Below are 15,617 nucleotides of genomic sequence, written 5' to 3'. Positions count from 1 at the left end.
CACAGCCGAATCCGATGCTTCCCTCCCGCGACGACCTGCCTCTTTCGCTCCATTCCGCCGCCCAGGTGCGCGACCTCGACGCGCGCCTGATCGCCGCCGGCACCCCGGGCTTTGAACTGATGCAGCGTGCGGCCCACGCGGCTTGGCGCGCCTTGCGCCGGCGCTGGCCGGAAGCGGGCTGCCTGAGCGTGCTGGCCGGTCGCGGCAACAACGCCGGTGACGGTTATCTGGTGGCGGCGCTGGCCCAGCGGGCGGGATGGCGGGTGAACGTATTGGCAGTCGGCGCGCCAGACGCCCTGACCGGCGATGCCGCCCTGGCGCGGGATGAAGCGGTCGCTGCTGGCATCGCCATCCAGCCCTGGAGCGAATGCGCGTCCCTCGAAGGCGTGGTGGTGGATGCCCTGCTGGGTACCGGCCTGTCTGGCGCGGTGCGTGAGCCTTATGCCCAGGCCATCCGCCTGCTCAATGCCAGCGGCCTCCCGGTGCTGGCCATCGATATCCCCTCCGGCCTCTGCGCCGACACCGGTCGCGTGCTGGGTGTGGCCGTGCGCGCCCATCTGACGGTGACCTTCATCGGGCTCAAGGTCGGCCTGTTCACGGCAGATGCTCCCGACCGGGTGGGCGAGTTGGTGTTCGACGATCTCCAGGCCGATCCGGCCCTGGTTGCCCTGACGCCTCGGGTGGCTGAACGCATGGCTGTTGGCAGCCTGGAGCGCCTGGCGCCGCGCCCGCGAACTGCCCACAAGGGACAGTTCGGGCATCTGCTGGTGGTGGGGGGCGATCGCGGCCTGGGTGGCGCGGCCCTGCTCTCGGCAGAAAGTGCGCTGCGCAGTGGCGCCGGGCTGGTGTCCCTGTCGACCCGGCCGGAGCACGTGCCTGCCGCGCTGGCGCGTCGTCCCGAGGTGATGTGTGCCGGGGTGAGTTCCGCCAATCAGTTGCTGGGGCTGGCCGAGCAGGCCGACGTGCTGGTGGTCGGTCCTGGCCTCGGCCAGGGCGCCTGGGGCCGTAGCCTGCTCAGTGCCGTGGCCGGTCTGACGGTGCCGCAGGTCTGGGACGCCGATGCCCTGAATCTGCTGGCGGCGGAGAAGGTGTGCTTGCCCGCCGGTTGCGTCATCACCCCGCACCCCGGTGAGGCCGCGCGGCTGCTGGCCGTTTCCACTGTAGAGGTCCAGTCCGACCGGCCTCGCGCCGCGCTGGCCCTGGCGCAGAAATTCAACGCCGTCGTCCTGCTCAAGGGCGCCGGCAGTCTGGTGGCGGCCCCCGACGGCCGTCTGGCGCTTTGCGATCGTGGTCACCCGGTAATGGCCGGGGCCGGGCTGGGTGATGTCCTCGCCGGGTTGATCGGCGCCCTGTTGGCCCAGGGCATGGACGGCTTTGCCGCCACCTGCCTGGGCGTCTGGCTGCATGCCTGCGCCGGCGAAGCCCTGTCCCGGGAGGGCAGGGGCCTGGCAGCCAGTGACCTGATTCCGACCATTCGTCAGTTGCTCGAGGAGTTTGCACCGTGCCTGAAGTGATCCTGAATGCCGAAGGCGAGGAGGCCATGCTTGCCCTGGGCGCCCGCCTGGCAGCCCTGACCGGCGGTCGCGGCGTTCTGTACCTGCATGGGGACCTGGGAGCGGGCAAGACCACGCTGTCTCGCGGCATCCTGCGTGGGCTGGGCCATGCCGGAGCGGTGAAGAGCCCCACCTTCACCCTGGTGGAGCCCTACGAGATCGGCGAAATGCGCGCATTCCATTTCGATCTGTATCGTCTGGCGGACCCCGAAGAACTGGAGTTCATGGGCATCCGCGACTACTTCGAGGGCGACGCCCTGTGCCTGATCGAGTGGCCTCAACGAGGGGAAGGCATTTTGCCAAAGGCCGACCTGGACATTAACATTACGCCGCAAGCGGGCGGCCGTTCGCTGCGGTTTTCGCCACACACCGAACGTGGCGAAGCATGGTGTGCCGCCCTGGCCTTGGGAGCATGAAAACAAAGATGGGGTGGGGTATGCGCTCGCGCGCACTGTTTGCCGGGATTGGGGTACTGCTTGCGGCGTTCGCCGCTGATGTCCTGGCTGCCGCGGAGGTCCGCGGAGTGCGGCTTTGGCGCGCACCTGACAATACCCGTCTGGTCTTTGATCTGTCCGGTCCGGTGCAGCATTCGGTCTTTACCCTGACCGCGCCCAACCGCATCGTCATCGACATCAATGGGGCCCAGCTGGCGACCAAGCTGGAGCAGCTGTCTCTCAGCAATACGCCGATCACAGCCGTTCGCTCCGCCCAACGCACGCCGACCGACGTGCGGGTGGTGATCGACGTTTCCGCCACCGTGACGCCCAAGAGCTTCACCCTGGCGCCCAATCAGCAGTACGGCAACCGCCTGGTCGTGGACCTGTTTGACCAGGACGCCGCTGCTGCCGAGGCCAGCGCACCCCAAGTGGCCAGCGCGCCAAGCACGCCCCAGCCTCCGGTGACTCCTACCCAACCCGCCCCCAGCAAACTGCCGCCGGTTCCGGGCGGCAAGCGCGACATCGTGGTCGCCATCGACGCCGGCCACGGCGGCGAGGACCCGGGCGCCCTCGGGCCAAAGGGCCAGCATGAGAAGAACGTGACCCTGGCCATTGCCAAGGAGCTTCAGCGTCAGATCAGCCAGGAAAAAGGCTTCCGTGGCGAGCTGGTGCGCACCGGCGACTATTTCATCCCGCTGCGCAAGCGTACCGAGATCGCTCGCAAGAAGGGCGCCGATCTCTTCGTATCCATTCACGCCGACGCCGCGCCCAGCCGCAGCGCCTTCGGTGCCTCGGTGTTCGCCTTGTCGGACCGTGGTGCCACTTCGGAAACCGCGCGCTGGCTGGCTGACAACGAAAACCGCTCCGACCTGATCGGCGGTGATGGCAGTGTCAGCCTGGATGACAAGGACCGCATGCTGGCCGGTGTACTGCTGGATCTGTCGATGACCGCGACCATGTCCTCCAGCCTCAATGTGGGGCAGAAGGTGCTGTCCAACGTCGGCAAGGTCACCTCGCTGCACAAGCGCCGGGTGGAGCAGGCGGGCTTCATGGTGCTGAAGTCGCCGGACATTCCCTCCATCCTGGTGGAGACTGGCTTCATCTCCAACCACAACGAATCCCAGAAACTGGCGAGTCCGGGTCACCAGCAGGCCCTGGCCCGTTCCATCAAGACCGGCGTCAAGCAATTCTTCCAGCAGAATCCGCCGCCCGGCACCTACATCGCCTGGCTGCGTGACCAGGGCAAGATCGCCATTGGCCCGCGTGAGCATGTGGTCACTTCCGGCGAAAGCCTGGCCCTGATCGCCCAGCGCTATGAGGTAAGCACGTCGGCCCTGCGCAAGGCCAACTCGCTGAGCAGCGACAACATCAAGGTCGGCCAGACGCTCAACATCCCAGCCGCGACCCTGGCGGCTCAGCCATGAGCACACTGCCCCGCATCCAGCTGCTGAGTCCGCGGCTGGCGAACCAGATCGCCGCGGGCGAGGTGGTCGAGCGTCCCGCCTCCGTCATCAAGGAGTTGCTGGAGAACAGTCTCGACGCCGGCGCCCGGCGCATCGACGTCGAGGTGGAGCAGGGCGGGATCAAACTGCTGCGGGTGCGCGACGACGGTGGTGGCATCCCGGCCGACGACCTGCCTCTGGCGCTGGCTCGCCATGCCACCAGCAAGATCCGCGACCTTGAAGACCTGGAGCGGGTCATGAGCCTGGGCTTCCGGGGCGAGGCCCTGGCCTCCATCAGCTCCGTGGCACGCCTGACCATGACTTCGCGCACCGCCGACGCCGACCAGGCCTGGCAGGTGGAAACCGAAGGCCGCGACATGGAGGCTCGGGTTCAGCCGGCCGCCCATCCCGTGGGCACCTCGGTTGAAGTACGCGACCTCTTCTTCAATACCCCGGCGCGACGCAAGTTCCTGCGGGCGGAGAAAACCGAGTTCGATCACCTGCAGGAAGTCATCAAGCGCCTGGCCCTGGCCCGCTTCGATGTGGCCTTCCATCTGCGGCACAACGGCAAGACCATTTTCGCCTTGCATGAAGCTCAGGACGCGATCGCCCGCGCCCGCCGCGTCGCTACCGTGTGCGGTCCGGCTTTCCTGGAGCAGGCGCTGCCTATCGAGGTGGAGCGCAATGGCCTGCATCTCTGGGGTTGGGTCGGCCTTCCTACCTTCTCCCGCAGCCAGGCGGATCTGCAGTACTTCTATGTCAACGGCCGCATGGTGCGTGACAAGCTGGTAGCCCACGCCGTGCGCCAGGCTTACCGCGACGTGCTCTACAACGGCCGTCATCCCACCTTTGTGCTGTTTTTCGAGGTGGACCCGGCAGTGGTGGACGTCAACGTGCACCCCACCAAGCACGAAGTGCGCTTCCGCGATAGCCGCATGGTCCACGACTTCCTCTATGGGACGCTGCATCGCGCCCTGGGCGAAGTGCGCCCCGAGGACCAGTTGGCCGCGCCGGCTGCCACTGACGCGGTCGTGCGTCCGACCGGCCTCGCCGCCGGCGAGTTCGGCCCCCAAGGGGAGATGAGTCTGGCCGCCAATGTGCTGGAGCAGCCAGCGGCCGAACCTGTGTTGCGCCCGTCGTCCGGCGGCTACCAGGCCCCCCGTCCGCAGCCTGTCGTGCCGATTGCCGAAGCCCAGGGTGCCTATCGCGAGTTCTTCGCGCCGTTGCCCGGAGCCAGTGCGCCTGCTGCGCTGCCTGAATCCCAGGGCGATGTGCCGCCCCTCGGTTACGCGCTGGCCCAGCTCAAGGGCATCTATATCCTGGCTGAAAACGCCCAGGGCCTGGTGCTGGTGGACATGCACGCGGCCCATGAACGCATCACCTACGAGCGCCTGAAACTGGCGATGGCCAGTGAAGGTCTCAAGGGTCAGCCGTTGCTGGTACCGGAGTCCATTGCCGTCAGCCAGCGCGAGGCCGATTGCGCCGAGGAGCATGGTGAGTGGTTCCGTCGCTTGGGCTTCGAGCTGCAGCGTCTCGGCCCGGAAACTCTGGCCATCCGCCAGATTCCCGCCTTGCTGAAGCAGGCGGAGGCCTCGCAACTGGTGCGTGACGTGCTCTCCGACCTGCTGGAGTACGGCACCAGCGATCGTATCCAGGCCCACCTGAACGAATTGCTGGGCACCATGGCCTGCCATGGTGCAGTGCGCGCCAATCGCCGGCTCACTCAGCCGGAAATGAACGCCCTGCTGCGCGACATGGAGCACACCGAGCGCAGCGGCCAATGCAACCATGGGCGTCCGACCTGGACCCAGCTGGGCATGGATGACCTGGACAAGCTGTTCCTGCGGGGACGGTAATAGAGCAGCTGACAAAAGCGCTGGTGGCCTGAGGCTGCCTGGCGCTGGTGCTTTTCATTCAGTTTCCAAGCCCGTCATTCGAGTTCGACAATGTCCCGACTTCCCCCCGCCATCTTTCTCATGGGCCCCACGGCTGCCGGGAAGACCGACTTGGCCTTGGAGCTGGCAAGAACCCTGCCTTGCGAGCTGATCAGCGTCGATTCGGCGCTGATCTACCGTGGCATGGACATCGGTACCGCCAAACCGGACAAGGCCACTCTGGCCGAATTCCCCCATTGTCTGATTGATATCCGCGACCCGGCCGAGAGCTACTCGGCGGCGGAGTTCCGCTCCGATGCCCTGGCCGCCATGGCGGAAATCAGCGCCAAGGGCAGAATTCCGCTCCTGGTCGGCGGCACCATGCTTTATTACAAGGCCTTGCTTGAGGGGTTGGCGGACATGCCCTGCGCCGACCCCAAGGTGCGCGCCGAGCTGGAAGCTCGCGCCGCCCGCGAGGGTTGGGAGGCTCTGCATAAGGAGCTGGCGGCGGTGGACCCGGAATCCGCCGCGCGCATCCATCCCAACGACCCCCAGCGGCTGACCCGGGCGCTGGAAGTCTTCAAGGTCAGCGGCCTTACCATGACGGCCCATCGGCAGCGGCAGGCTGCACAAAATTTGGCCGGTAACGCGCCCGGCTCGGCGCATTTGCCTTATAATGTCGCCCACCTTGCCATCGCTCCCACGCAGCGGCAGGTGCTACACGAAAGAATTGCGCAACGTTTTCGCCTGATGCTGGAACAGGGCTTCATCGAAGAGGTCGAAGCGCTGCGCAGCAGAAGTGACTTGCATTCAGGACTGCCGTCTATCAGGGCGGTCGGCTATCGCCAGGTGTGGGAATACCTGGATGGAGGGTTGACCCGCTCCGAGATGGAGGAGCGAGGCATCATCGCCACCCGCCAACTGGCCAAACGGCAGTTCACCTGGTTACGCAGTTGGTCCGATCTTCACTGGTTGGACAGCCTGGCTTGCGACAATCTGCCGCGTACCTTGAAATACCTGAGGTCGGTCTCCATATTGGACTGAGGCCTTATTGGTTACCGTCTATCCTTGGGGGTAGGGCGGCCACCATTCATCTTTTCTGTCATTTGAAAACTAAAACGATTGATCCCTAAAGGAGTGCGGCACATGTCAAAAGGGCATTCGCTACAAGACCCTTACCTCAATACCCTGCGTAAGGAGCGCGTACCGGTTTCCATCTATCTGGTCAACGGCATCAAGCTGCAGGGCCAGATCGAATCCTTCGACCAGTTCGTGATTCTGCTGAAGAACACTGTCAGCCAGATGGTCTACAAGCACGCCATCTCCACCGTTGTACCGAGTCGTCCGGTACGTCTGCCCAGCGCTTCCGAGCAAGAGCAGCCTGAGCCGGGTAACGCCTGATAGGAGACTGCATTGTTTTTCGAACGCCCTGGTGGTGGTGAACGGGCCATCCTGGTTCATCTGGAAGGTCAAGATCCCGAGGCGCGCGAAGACCCGCAGGAGTTCGTGGAACTTGCTCGTTCGGCCGGTGCGGACACGGTGGCATTCGTCTCCGTTTCCCGTCACCAGCCAACGGCCAAGTACCTGATCGGTAGCGGCAAGGTCGACGAGCTGCACGAGTTGGTCAAGGCCGAGCAGGCCGAACTGGTCATCTTCAACCACACCCTCACACCCAGCCAGGAGCGCAACCTCGAGCGCGCCCTGGAGTGCCGGGTGCTCGACCGTACTGGTCTGATTCTCGATATCTTCGCCCAACGCGCCCGTACCCATGAAGGCAAGCTGCAGGTCGAACTGGCCCAGCTCAATCACATGAGCACGCGCCTGGTGCGTGGCTGGACCCACCTTGAGCGCCAGAAAGGCGGCATCGGCCTGCGTGGCCCGGGTGAAACCCAGCTTGAAACCGACCGCCGTCTGCTGCGTGTGCGCATACGCCAGATCAAGCAACGCTTGGAAAAGGTCCGCAGCCAGCGCGAGCAGGCTCGTCGCGGGCGCAAGCGTGCAGACATCCCGGCTGTTTCCCTGGTGGGCTATACCAACGCCGGCAAGTCCACACTGTTCAATGCGCTGACCACCGCCGAGGTGTATGCGGCCGACCAGTTGTTCGCCACCCTCGACCCTACTTTGCGCCGGCTTGAGCTGGACGATCTGGGGCCGATAGTGCTGGCCGACACCGTAGGTTTCATTCGCCATCTGCCACACAAGCTGGTGGAGGCCTTCCGGGCTACCCTTGAGGAATCTGCCAACGCCGATCTTCTGCTGCATGTGATCGACGCGCACGAGCCCGAGCGCATGGCGCAAATCGAACAAGTGCTGGCGGTGCTGGGTGAGATCGGTGCCGAAGGCCTGCCGATGCTGGAGGTCTACAACAAGGTCGACCTGCTGGAGAGCGTCGAGCCGCACATCCAGCGTGATGAGGAAGGCAAGCCCGAGCGGGTCTGGCTTTCGGCGCGCGATGGCAGTGGCCTCGAGCTGCTGGAGCAGGCGGTGGCCGAGTTGCTGGGCGATGACCTGTTCGTGGGTACCCTGCGCTTGCCGCAGCGTTTCGGTCGGCTCCGGGCCCAGTTCTTCGCGTTGGGTGCGGTGCAGACCGAAGATCACAATGAGGCCGGGGACATCCTCTTGGCCGTGCGTTTGCCGCGCGTCGAACTGAATCGGCTGGTCAGTCGCGAGGGCTGGCAGCCCAGCGAGTTCCTCGAGCAACACACTTTGCAATAAAGCCCGTTTAGGTGGTTTTGCGACGGGCTGCTGGCTTGGGTAGCATGGGCGGGCGCGCCGTGGGCGCGTCTTTGCTTTATCAGTATGGAGAGCGCTATGGCTTGGAACGAGCCGGGTGGCAACTCGAATAACCAGGACCCCTGGGGCGGACGCCGCGGTGGCGACCGCAAAGGGCCACCGGACCTGGACGAGGCCTTCCGCAAGCTGCAGGACAGCCTGAACGGATTGTTCGGCAGCGGCAAGAAACGTGGCGGCGGCGACGAGGATGGCGGCCGGTCGGGCGGTTTCGGCCTGCTTGGTATCGGTATTGCCCTGCTTGCCGTGGTCTGGCTGTACAGCGCCGTCTATGTGGTGGACGAGCAGGAGCAGGCTGTGGTGCTGCGCTTTGGCAAGTACTACGAGACCGTCGGCCCTGGCCTGAACATCTACTTCCCGCCATTCGACCGCAAGTTCCAGGAGAACGTCACCCGCGAGCGTGCCTACAGCAAGCAGGGTCAGATGCTCACCGAGGACGAGAACATCGTCGAAGTGCCGCTCACTGTTCAGTACAAGATCAGCAATCTCCAGGACTTCGTGCTGAATGTCGACCAGCCTGAGGTCAGCCTGCAGCACGCCACCGAAAGCGCACTGCGGCATGTGGTCGGCTCCACTGAGATGGACCAGGTGCTGACCGAAGGCCGCGAGCTGATGGCCAGTGAGATCAAGGAGCGCCTGCAGCGCTTCCTCGACAACTACCGCACCGGTATCACCGTCACCCAGGTCAACGTGCAGAGCGCGGCTGCCCCGCGTGAAGTGCAGGAAGCCTTTGACGACGTGATTCGTGCTCGCGAAGACGAGCAGCGCGCCAAGAACCAGGCTGAGGCCTACGCCAATGCCGTGGTGCCCGAGGCTCGTGGCCAGGCCCAGCGCATCATCGAAGATGCCAACGGCTACCGCGATGAAGTGATCGCTCGCGCCCAGGGTGAGGCCGACCGCTTCAGCAAGTTGCTCGTCGAGTACCATAAGGCACCGGAAGTCACGCGTCAGCGCCTGTATCTGGAAACCATGCAGGACGTGCTGGCTAATACCAGCAAAGTGCTGGTGTCCGGCAAGGATGGTCAGAGCAACCTGCTCTACCTGCCGCTGGACAAGATGATCGACAACCGTGGCGCCAGCCCCGCGCCGGTAGCACCGGCCGCATCGGCTGCCGCAAGCGGCAGCGATCTCGGCTCGCGCGTTGCCTCTGATTTGCAGCAGCGCAATTCGCGTTCCAGGGAGAGTCGCTGATGAGCAATAAATCGCTGTTTGCCCTGATCGGTGGCGTGGTAGCGGCCCTGCTTCTGTGGAGCAGCCTGTACATCGTGTCGCAGACCGAAAAGGCAGTCCTGCTGCAGTTCGGCCGTATCGTCGAGGCTGACGTACAGCCAGGCCTGCACTTCAAGATTCCGTACGTCAACCAGGTGCGCAAGTTCGACGCCCGCCTGCTGACCCTGGATTCCCCGACCCAGCGCTTCCTCACCTTGGAGAAGAAAGCGGTGATGGTGGATGCCTACGCCAAGTGGCGCGTGGCTGATGCTGAGCGTTTCTACACCGCGACTTCCGGCATGAAGCAGATCGCCGACGAGCGTCTGTCCCGTCGTCTCGAAGCAGGCCTGCGCGATCAGTTCGGCAAGCGCACCCTGCACGAGGTGGTGTCCGGCGAGCGCGACGCGCTGATGGCTGACATCACGGCGGCCCTCAACCGCATGGCCAGCAAGGAGCTGGGCATCGAGGTGGTGGACGTGCGGGTCAAGGCCATCGACCTGCCCAAGGAAGTGAACCGCAGCGTCTTCGAGCGCATGAGCACTGAGCGTGAGCGTGAAGCTCGTGAGCACCGCGCCAAGGGTTCGGAGCTGGCCGAAGGCATTCGCGCCGACGCCGACCGTCAGCGCCGTGTGCTGCTGGCCGAGGCCTATCGCGAGGCCGAAGAAACTCGCGGTGATGGCGACGCCAAAGCTGCTGCGATCTACGCCAAGGCCTACGGTCAGGACCAGGAGTTCTATGCCTTCTACCGCAGCCTCCAGGCCTATCGCGAAAGCTTTGGCAACAAGAGCGACGTGATGGTGCTGGACCCCAATAGCGAATTCTTCCGCTATCTGGACAAGGCCGCACGCTGATCGATCCCCTCCCGGCGGACGCTCATCGTCCGCCGGGGTGACCGTCAGGGAAAACGTGTTATCATGGGTCAGCCGGGAAATCCCGGCTTTTTTGCGTCCGCGGGAATCATGTGGCAGGAACTCGGCATTGCGTTTTGTCTGATGCTGGTGCTGGAAGGCATCCTGCCCTTCCTCTATCCGCGCCGTTGGCGCACCGCGGTACTTGGGTTGGCGGAGTTCAAGGACCGCCATCTCCGCCTGATGGGCCTGTCCAGCATGTTGCTGGGGACTGGCCTCCTGTATCTGCTTCACTGATGGCTTGCCGCCCGGCTGAGAGGGGATTGGCGAAATGGCAACGGTAGATCGCTGGCTGCTGCCAGACGGTATCGAAGAAGTACTGCCGCCCGAGGCGGCACGCATCGAGGCAGCCCGCCGCCAGGTGCTGGACCTGTTCCAGCGTTGGGGCTACGACTTCGTGGTCACTCCGCATATCGAATATCTCGAGTCCCTGCTGACCGGTGCCGGTCAGGACCTCGACCTGCGGACCTTCAAGGTGACCGACCCGCAGTCGGGCCACCTCATGGGTTTTCGCGCGGACATCACGCCGCAGGTGGCGCGTATTGACGCGCATACCCTGCGCCGTGAAGGCCCGAATCGTCTGTGCTACGCCGGCAGCGTGTTGCATGCCCAACCGCGTGCGCTGTCCACGTCGCGCAGTCCGATCCAGCTGGGTGCTGAACTGTACGGCGACGCCAGCCCGGCCAGCGACGTGGAAGTCATCAGTCTGATGCTGGAAATGCTCGATCTGGCCGCCGTGCCAGATGTGCACATGGACCTCGGTCATGTCGGCATCTACCGTGGGCTGGCCCAGGCCGCCGGCCTGTCCGGCGAAGTCGAGCGCAGCCTGTTCGACGCCCTGCAGCGCAAGGCGGTGGACGAGGTGGCCGAGCTCACTGACGACCTGCCCCATGAGCTGGCCTCCATGCTCCGCTCCCTGGCCGAGCTCTGCGGCAGCCGAGAGGTGCTGGATCTGGCCCAGGGTGTCCTGATGGATGCGCCCGCCGAAGTGCACCGCGCGCTTGATGAGCTGATCGCCATCGCCGACGCGCTGGAGCTGCGCTATCCCGAGCTGCCGCTCTATTTCGACCTGGGCGAGCTGCGCGGCTATCACTATCACACCGGAGTGGTTTTTGCGGCTTTCGTGCCGGGCGTCGGGCAGTCCATTGCCCAAGGCGGTCGCTATGACGACATCGGCGCCGACTTCGGTCGCGCCCGCCCCGCCACCGGCTTCTCCACCGACCTGAAGACCCTGGTGACCCTGGGCAACATGGTTCTGGATCAGCCGGTTCCCGGCATCTGGGCACCGGACAGCCACGACCCCTACCTTTGGTACGAGGTCAAGCGCCTGCGCGCCGATGGCCAGCGCGTGGTGCAGGCCCTGCCGGGTCAGGAAGTTGCGAGTGCGCGGGAGGCTGAATGCGATCGCCAGCTGGTCCTGCGTGACGGGCGCTGGCAGGTGGCGGCGCTTTCCTGAGGAAGTGGCTTCAAGGCCGGTGCTGAAGGGCCGGCCCCAAACGAGTTTCCGTGTTTTCCGCCGGCGGCTGCCGGCATCGAGCTTCTGCGAAGAGGACAAGTGTTATGGGTAAGAATGTCGTAGTCCTGGGCACCCAGTGGGGTGATGAGGGTAAGGGCAAGATCGTCGATCTGCTGACCGACCAGGCTGCCGCCGTCGTGCGTTATCAGGGCGGCCACAACGCCGGCCACACCCTGGTGATCGATGGCGAGAAGACCGTGCTGCACCTGATCCCGTCCGGCATCCTGCGCTCGAACGTCGAGTGCCTGATCGGCAACGGCGTGGTGGTCGCTCCCGATGCGCTGATGCGCGAAATCACCAAGCTGGAAGAGAAAGGCGTACCGGTGCGCGAGCGCCTGCGCATCAGCCCGGCTTGCACCCTGATCCTGCCGTACCACGTAGCCCTGGACCAGGCGCGTGAAAAGGCCCGTGGCGACGCCAAGATCGGTACCACCGGTCGCGGTATCGGCCCGGCCTATGAAGACAAGGTCGCTCGTCGCGGCCTGCGCATCGGCGACCTGTTCCACCGCGAGCGCTTCGCCGCCAAGCTGGGCGAGCTGCTGGACTACCACAACTTCGTCCTGCAGCACTATTACAAAGAGCCGGCGGTCGACTTCCAGAAGACGCTGGACGAGGCTCTGGCCTACGCTGAGCTGCTCAAGCCGATGATGACCGACGTCGCCGCGCGCCTGCACCAGCTGCGCAAGCAAGGCGCCTACATCATGTTCGAAGGCGCCCAGGGCTCGCTGCTGGACATCGACCACGGCACCTACCCTTACGTGACCAGCTCCAACACCACCGCTGGCGGTACCGCTACGGGTTCCGGCTTCGGTCCGCTGTACCTGGATTACATCCTCGGTATCACCAAGGCCTACACCACTCGTGTGGGTTCCGGCCCGTTCCCGACCGAGCTGTTTGACGACACCGGCGCCTACCTGGCCAAGCGTGGCCACGAGTTCGGTTCCACCACTGGCCGTGCCCGCCGTTGCGGCTGGTTCGACGCCGTGATCCTGCGTCGCGCCATCGAGATCAACAGCCTCTCCGGCCTCTGCCTGACCAAGCTGGATGTGCTCGACGGCCTGGAAACCATCCGTATCTGCACCGGCTACAAGGGCGCCAATGGCGAACTGCTGGAAGATGCCCCGACCGACGCCGACAGCTATATCGGCCTGCAGCCGGTGTATGAAGAAATGCCGGGCTGGAGCGAATCCACCGTCGGCGCCAAGAGCCTGGACGAGCTGCCGGCCAATGCCGTGGCTTACATCAAGCGTGTGGAAGAGCTGGTGGGCGCGCCCATCGACATCATCTCCACCGGTCCGGACCGTAACGAGACCATCATCCTGCGTCACCCGTACGCCTGAGTCCCGTGACTCCCCCAGAAGGGCCGCCTAGAGCGGCCCTTCGTCGTTTCAGTGGTTCCAAATGTCGCACGGCTGATCGGCACGCACTTTGCTGGCCTTTATAAATCCGCGTTGTCGCCGTTACAGAGGTAACGGTTGTAGAGGAGTCGCTCGTCGTGTCAGCCATTCTGTCCCTGTTGCAAAGCCGTCTGCTGCGTCCGGTCTTCGTTGCCCTTGGCATTGCCCTGCTGGTGCAGGTCATGGTGGCCGTCGCCCTGACCCGGGGCACCGTGAATTCCCTGGTGGATGAATTAGGTGTGCGCCTGGGAGGCGATACCCAGCGTCTAGCGGGGGATCTGGAGCAGGCAGGACAGGAAGTGTCCGGTAGCCTGGGTGCGCTCTCCACCAAGACCCGCGAGCGCCTGAGTAGCGCACTCACCGAGCGTCTTCAGCAGGAGCAGGGTCAGTTGCGCCAGACCCTCGAGCAGAATCTCAAGGAGTCGGCCAATGACCTGGCCCAACTGCTCGCTGCCGTGGCGCCGCGGGCAATGTGGGACAACGACGTACCCACCCTGTCCGAGTTCGCGCGGCGTGCCCAGCGCAATCCCAATGTGCTCTTTGTCGTCTACGACGATGCCCAAGGCCAGCACCTGACCCGTTACCTCAATCGCGAGAACCCGCAGATCAAGGCATTGCTGGCCAAGGGGCAGGGTGATCGGGCGCTGGACAAGGTGCTGAGCGCGGCGGCCAATGATTCGTCCGTCTACCTGGTGGAGGCTTCCATCAGTCCCAATGGCGTGGAGATCGGCAAGGTACGCATGGGCGTTTCCACTGCCGGCGTGGAGCAGCAACTCAAGGCGCTGGACCAGCGCTTCTCGGCTCTGATTGCCAGTGGTGGTGAGTTGGTGGGCGAAAGCCTCGCCGGCGCCGCTACCGAGAGCAGTGCGGCGCTGACTGCGCGGCTGCAGTCGGCGCGTGAGACGGCCGTCAGCATGAGTGTTGGCACCCGTCAGGCGGTGGAGTCGGCGGCAGGTGAGCTGCGCTGGCGCATCGGCCTGGGGCTTGCGCTGGTAGGGCTTGGCGTGTTGCTGGTGTTGGCGGTTGTGCTGGGGCGTCGCGTGGTGGTGCGCCTGCGCCTGCTGATCGATGCCCTGAACGACCTGGCTGCCGGGGAAGGGGATCTGACCCGTCGGGTCAAACTGGACAGCCGCGACGAGGTGGGTGAAATGGCCGCGGCGGTGAACCGCTTCGTCGACAAGCTGCAGCCCATCGTCCGCGAAGCAGGCGACGTGGCGCAGCGTACCGGCCTGGAAATCAAGGCGCTCTCCGAGCGCAGCCAGTCCGCTGAGGCGGCGGCCCATCGTCAGCGCAGCGAAGTGGAAGGCAGCCTCAGTGCGTTGGCGGGCATGGTGGCCGAGGCCCAGGCCGAGAGCCAGGCGATGCAGGATGCCTTGCGCCAGGTGGGCGAAATCCGCCAGGCCGCCCAGGACAATGCGGCCATTGCGCGCAAGGTGGGCGGATTGATCGAAACCCTGGAGGCTCGCGTGCAGAACGGCTCCGAGGTGATCGAGCGGCTGGCGCGGCAGAGCGAACAGATCGAGATGGTGCTGTCGGTCATCCACGGTATTGCTGAGCAGACCAACCTGCTGGCGCTGAATGCTGCGATCGAGGCCGCGCGGGCAGGAGAGAGCGGTCGCGGGTTCGCGGTGGTAGCCGACGAAGTCCGGGCCCTGGCCAGCAAGACCCAGCAGTCCACCGGCGATATCCAGGAGCATATCGCGGCCCTGCAGACCGGGGCCCGTGAGGCCGTTTCGGCCATTTCCCAGGCCCGCGAGCGTGCCGTGGAAGGGTTGGAGGCTCTGCGCGACAGCGAGCGTCTGCAGCACAGCGTGCAGCAGGCCGTGGAACAGGTCCATGGCGCGGTGCAGGCAGCTGCTCGTGCTGCCGAGCATCAGGCGGCCGGGGCTGACGGCGTGCGGGGGCGGGTGGATGTGATCCATGCCGAGGCCAGTCTGGCGGCCGAGGCGGTTGCCGCCACCGCCAGCAGCGGGCGAGTGCTTGCCGGCTTGGCCGATCAGCTCAAGGCCAGCCTGGGTCAGTTCAGGGCGTAGAGGGTGTCGTGATGAGGGGAGGGCGTAGGCCCTTCCTTTATTGCTGGGGATGCAGCGGACTTCCGGAAGCCGGAAAGCACAAAGCCGAGCAGAGCTCGGCTTTGTTTAAGAGTGGTGCCCAGGAGAAGACTCGAACTTCCACGGTGTTGCCACCGCTAGGACCTGAACCTAGTGCGTCTACCAATTCCGCCACCTGGGCACATTGCGATGATTGCTCATCGACTTATACGGTGTTCATCGTTGAACGACACGGAACCGTACGATCCGTTAAACAGGAAACCGAGCTTTGCGGCTCGGTTTCTGAAAATGGTGCCCAGGAGAAGACTCGAACTTCCACGGTGTTGCCACCGCTAGGACCTGAACCTAGTGCGTCTACCAATTCCGCCACCTGGGCACTGGATGCGATGATTGCTCACCAGCTTCCGGCTACAACGTCTCAGCGACGCTGTGGGCGCGAA

13 protein-coding genes and 2 tRNA genes are annotated in these 15,617 nt (G+C 64.7%); 13 read left to right on the top strand and 2 right to left on the bottom strand.

The genetic code is table 11. The features are described from left to right. Positions 1-14 precede the first annotated feature (14 nt). The 13 genes from TQ98_RS24285 (at position 15) to TQ98_RS24225 (ending at position 15,159) form a co-directional block, all read left to right on the top strand. Positions 15-1,514: a bifunctional ADP-dependent NAD(P)H-hydrate dehydratase/NAD(P)H-hydrate epimerase gene (locus TQ98_RS24285; RefSeq protein WP_044870763.1), complete on the top strand. Its 1,500-nt coding sequence runs from the start codon at positions 15-17 to the stop codon at positions 1,512-1,514. Further along, positions 1,502-1,969 (top strand): tRNA (adenosine(37)-N6)-threonylcarbamoyltransferase complex ATPase subunit type 1 TsaE, encoded by a 468-nt coding sequence (tsaE, locus tag TQ98_RS24280; RefSeq protein ID WP_044870764.1) that lies wholly within the window; start codon positions 1,502-1,504, stop codon positions 1,967-1,969. The genes TQ98_RS24285 and tsaE overlap by 13 nt, the downstream gene beginning before the upstream one ends. An 8-nt stretch (positions 1,970-1,977) precedes the next feature. Further along, on the top strand, positions 1,978-3,414 hold the full coding sequence (locus TQ98_RS24275; RefSeq protein ID WP_103103079.1) for an N-acetylmuramoyl-L-alanine amidase: 1,437 nt from the start codon (positions 1,978-1,980) through the stop codon (positions 3,412-3,414). Continuing rightward, the gene (mutL, locus tag TQ98_RS24270; protein ID WP_044870767.1) at positions 3,411-5,288 is read left to right on the top strand and encodes a DNA mismatch repair endonuclease MutL; all 1,878 of its coding nucleotides are present in this window, start codon (positions 3,411-3,413) and stop codon (positions 5,286-5,288) included. Before TQ98_RS24275 ends, mutL begins: the two co-directional genes overlap by 4 nt. A 90-nt stretch (positions 5,289-5,378) precedes the next feature. Next, on the top strand, positions 5,379-6,350 hold the full coding sequence (miaA, locus tag TQ98_RS24265; protein ID WP_044870768.1) for a tRNA (adenosine(37)-N6)-dimethylallyltransferase MiaA: 972 nt from the start codon (positions 5,379-5,381) through the stop codon (positions 6,348-6,350). 102 nt (positions 6,351-6,452) lie between these two features. Then, positions 6,453-6,707 carry an RNA chaperone Hfq gene (hfq, locus tag TQ98_RS24260; RefSeq protein WP_003453015.1) on the top strand — a complete coding sequence of 85 codons (255 nt, stop codon included), beginning with the start codon at positions 6,453-6,455 and terminating at the stop codon, positions 6,705-6,707. 12 nt (positions 6,708-6,719) lie between these two features. After that, positions 6,720-8,021, top strand: a complete 1,302-nt coding sequence (hflX, locus tag TQ98_RS24255) for a ribosome rescue GTPase HflX (protein WP_044870769.1) — start codon at positions 6,720-6,722, stop codon at positions 8,019-8,021. 96 nt (positions 8,022-8,117) lie between these two features. Further along, positions 8,118-9,287, top strand: coding sequence for an FtsH protease activity modulator HflK (hflK, locus tag TQ98_RS24250; protein WP_044870770.1), 1,170 nt, complete (start codon positions 8,118-8,120; stop codon positions 9,285-9,287). After that, complete coding sequence (gene hflC / locus TQ98_RS24245) at positions 9,287-10,156, top strand: protease modulator HflC (RefSeq protein WP_044870771.1); 870 nt, start codon at positions 9,287-9,289, stop codon at positions 10,154-10,156. Before hflK ends, hflC begins: the two co-directional genes overlap by 1 nt. Before the next feature lie 108 nt (positions 10,157-10,264). Continuing rightward, a complete protein-coding gene (locus TQ98_RS24240) occupies positions 10,265-10,450 on the top strand; it encodes a DUF2065 family protein (protein ID WP_044870772.1) in 186 nt (61 codons plus the stop codon). 34 nt (positions 10,451-10,484) lie between these two features. Then, positions 10,485-11,669 carry an ATP phosphoribosyltransferase regulatory subunit gene (locus tag TQ98_RS24235; protein WP_044870773.1) on the top strand — a complete coding sequence of 395 codons (1,185 nt, stop codon included), beginning with the start codon at positions 10,485-10,487 and terminating at the stop codon, positions 11,667-11,669. 104 nt (positions 11,670-11,773) lie between these two features. Further along, positions 11,774-13,069 carry an adenylosuccinate synthase gene (locus tag TQ98_RS24230; protein WP_044870774.1) on the top strand — a complete coding sequence of 432 codons (1,296 nt, stop codon included), beginning with the start codon at positions 11,774-11,776 and terminating at the stop codon, positions 13,067-13,069. Positions 13,070-13,224: 155 nt separating this feature from the next. Then, positions 13,225-15,159 carry a methyl-accepting chemotaxis protein gene (locus tag TQ98_RS24225; protein ID WP_044870775.1) on the top strand — a complete coding sequence of 645 codons (1,935 nt, stop codon included), beginning with the start codon at positions 13,225-13,227 and terminating at the stop codon, positions 15,157-15,159. A gap of 112 nt (positions 15,160-15,271) precedes the next feature. Here the strand turns inward: TQ98_RS24225 and TQ98_RS24220 are convergent. Further along, positions 15,272-15,358 (bottom strand) — tRNA-Leu (locus TQ98_RS24220). Positions 15,359-15,466: 108 nt separating this feature from the next. After that, positions 15,467-15,553, bottom strand: a tRNA-Leu gene (locus TQ98_RS24215). Between the last annotated feature and the right edge of the window lie 64 nt (positions 15,554-15,617).

It is taken from the genome of Pseudomonas sp. LFM046 (genome assembly GCF_000949385.2).
Classification (GTDB): Bacteria; Pseudomonadota; Gammaproteobacteria; order Pseudomonadales; family Pseudomonadaceae; genus Metapseudomonas.
This window is presented reverse-complemented; position numbering and strand designations above follow the sequence as displayed.

Excerpts from the sequence above, each read along its gene's own strand:
- hflK (WP_044870770.1), top strand. The coding sequence starts at position 8,118 with ATGGCTTGGAACGAGCCGGGTGGCAACTCGAATAACCAGGACCCCTGG.
- hflC (WP_044870771.1), top strand. The coding sequence starts at position 9,287 with ATGAGCAATAAATCGCTGTTTGCCCTGATCGGTGGCGTGGTAGCGGCC.
- TQ98_RS24230 (WP_044870774.1), top strand. The coding sequence starts at position 11,774 with ATGGGTAAGAATGTCGTAGTCCTGGGCACCCAGTGGGGTGATGAGGGT.
- TQ98_RS24240 (WP_044870772.1), top strand. The coding sequence starts at position 10,265 with ATGTGGCAGGAACTCGGCATTGCGTTTTGTCTGATGCTGGTGCTGGAA.
- TQ98_RS24285 (WP_044870763.1), top strand. The coding sequence starts at position 15 with ATGCTTCCCTCCCGCGACGACCTGCCTCTTTCGCTCCATTCCGCCGCC.
- hfq (WP_003453015.1), top strand. The coding sequence starts at position 6,453 with ATGTCAAAAGGGCATTCGCTACAAGACCCTTACCTCAATACCCTGCGT.
- miaA (WP_044870768.1), top strand. The coding sequence starts at position 5,379 with ATGTCCCGACTTCCCCCCGCCATCTTTCTCATGGGCCCCACGGCTGCC.
- TQ98_RS24235 (WP_044870773.1), top strand. The coding sequence starts at position 10,485 with ATGGCAACGGTAGATCGCTGGCTGCTGCCAGACGGTATCGAAGAAGTA.
- mutL (WP_044870767.1), top strand. The coding sequence starts at position 3,411 with ATGAGCACACTGCCCCGCATCCAGCTGCTGAGTCCGCGGCTGGCGAAC.
- TQ98_RS24275 (WP_103103079.1), top strand. The coding sequence starts at position 1,978 with ATGGGGTGGGGTATGCGCTCGCGCGCACTGTTTGCCGGGATTGGGGTA.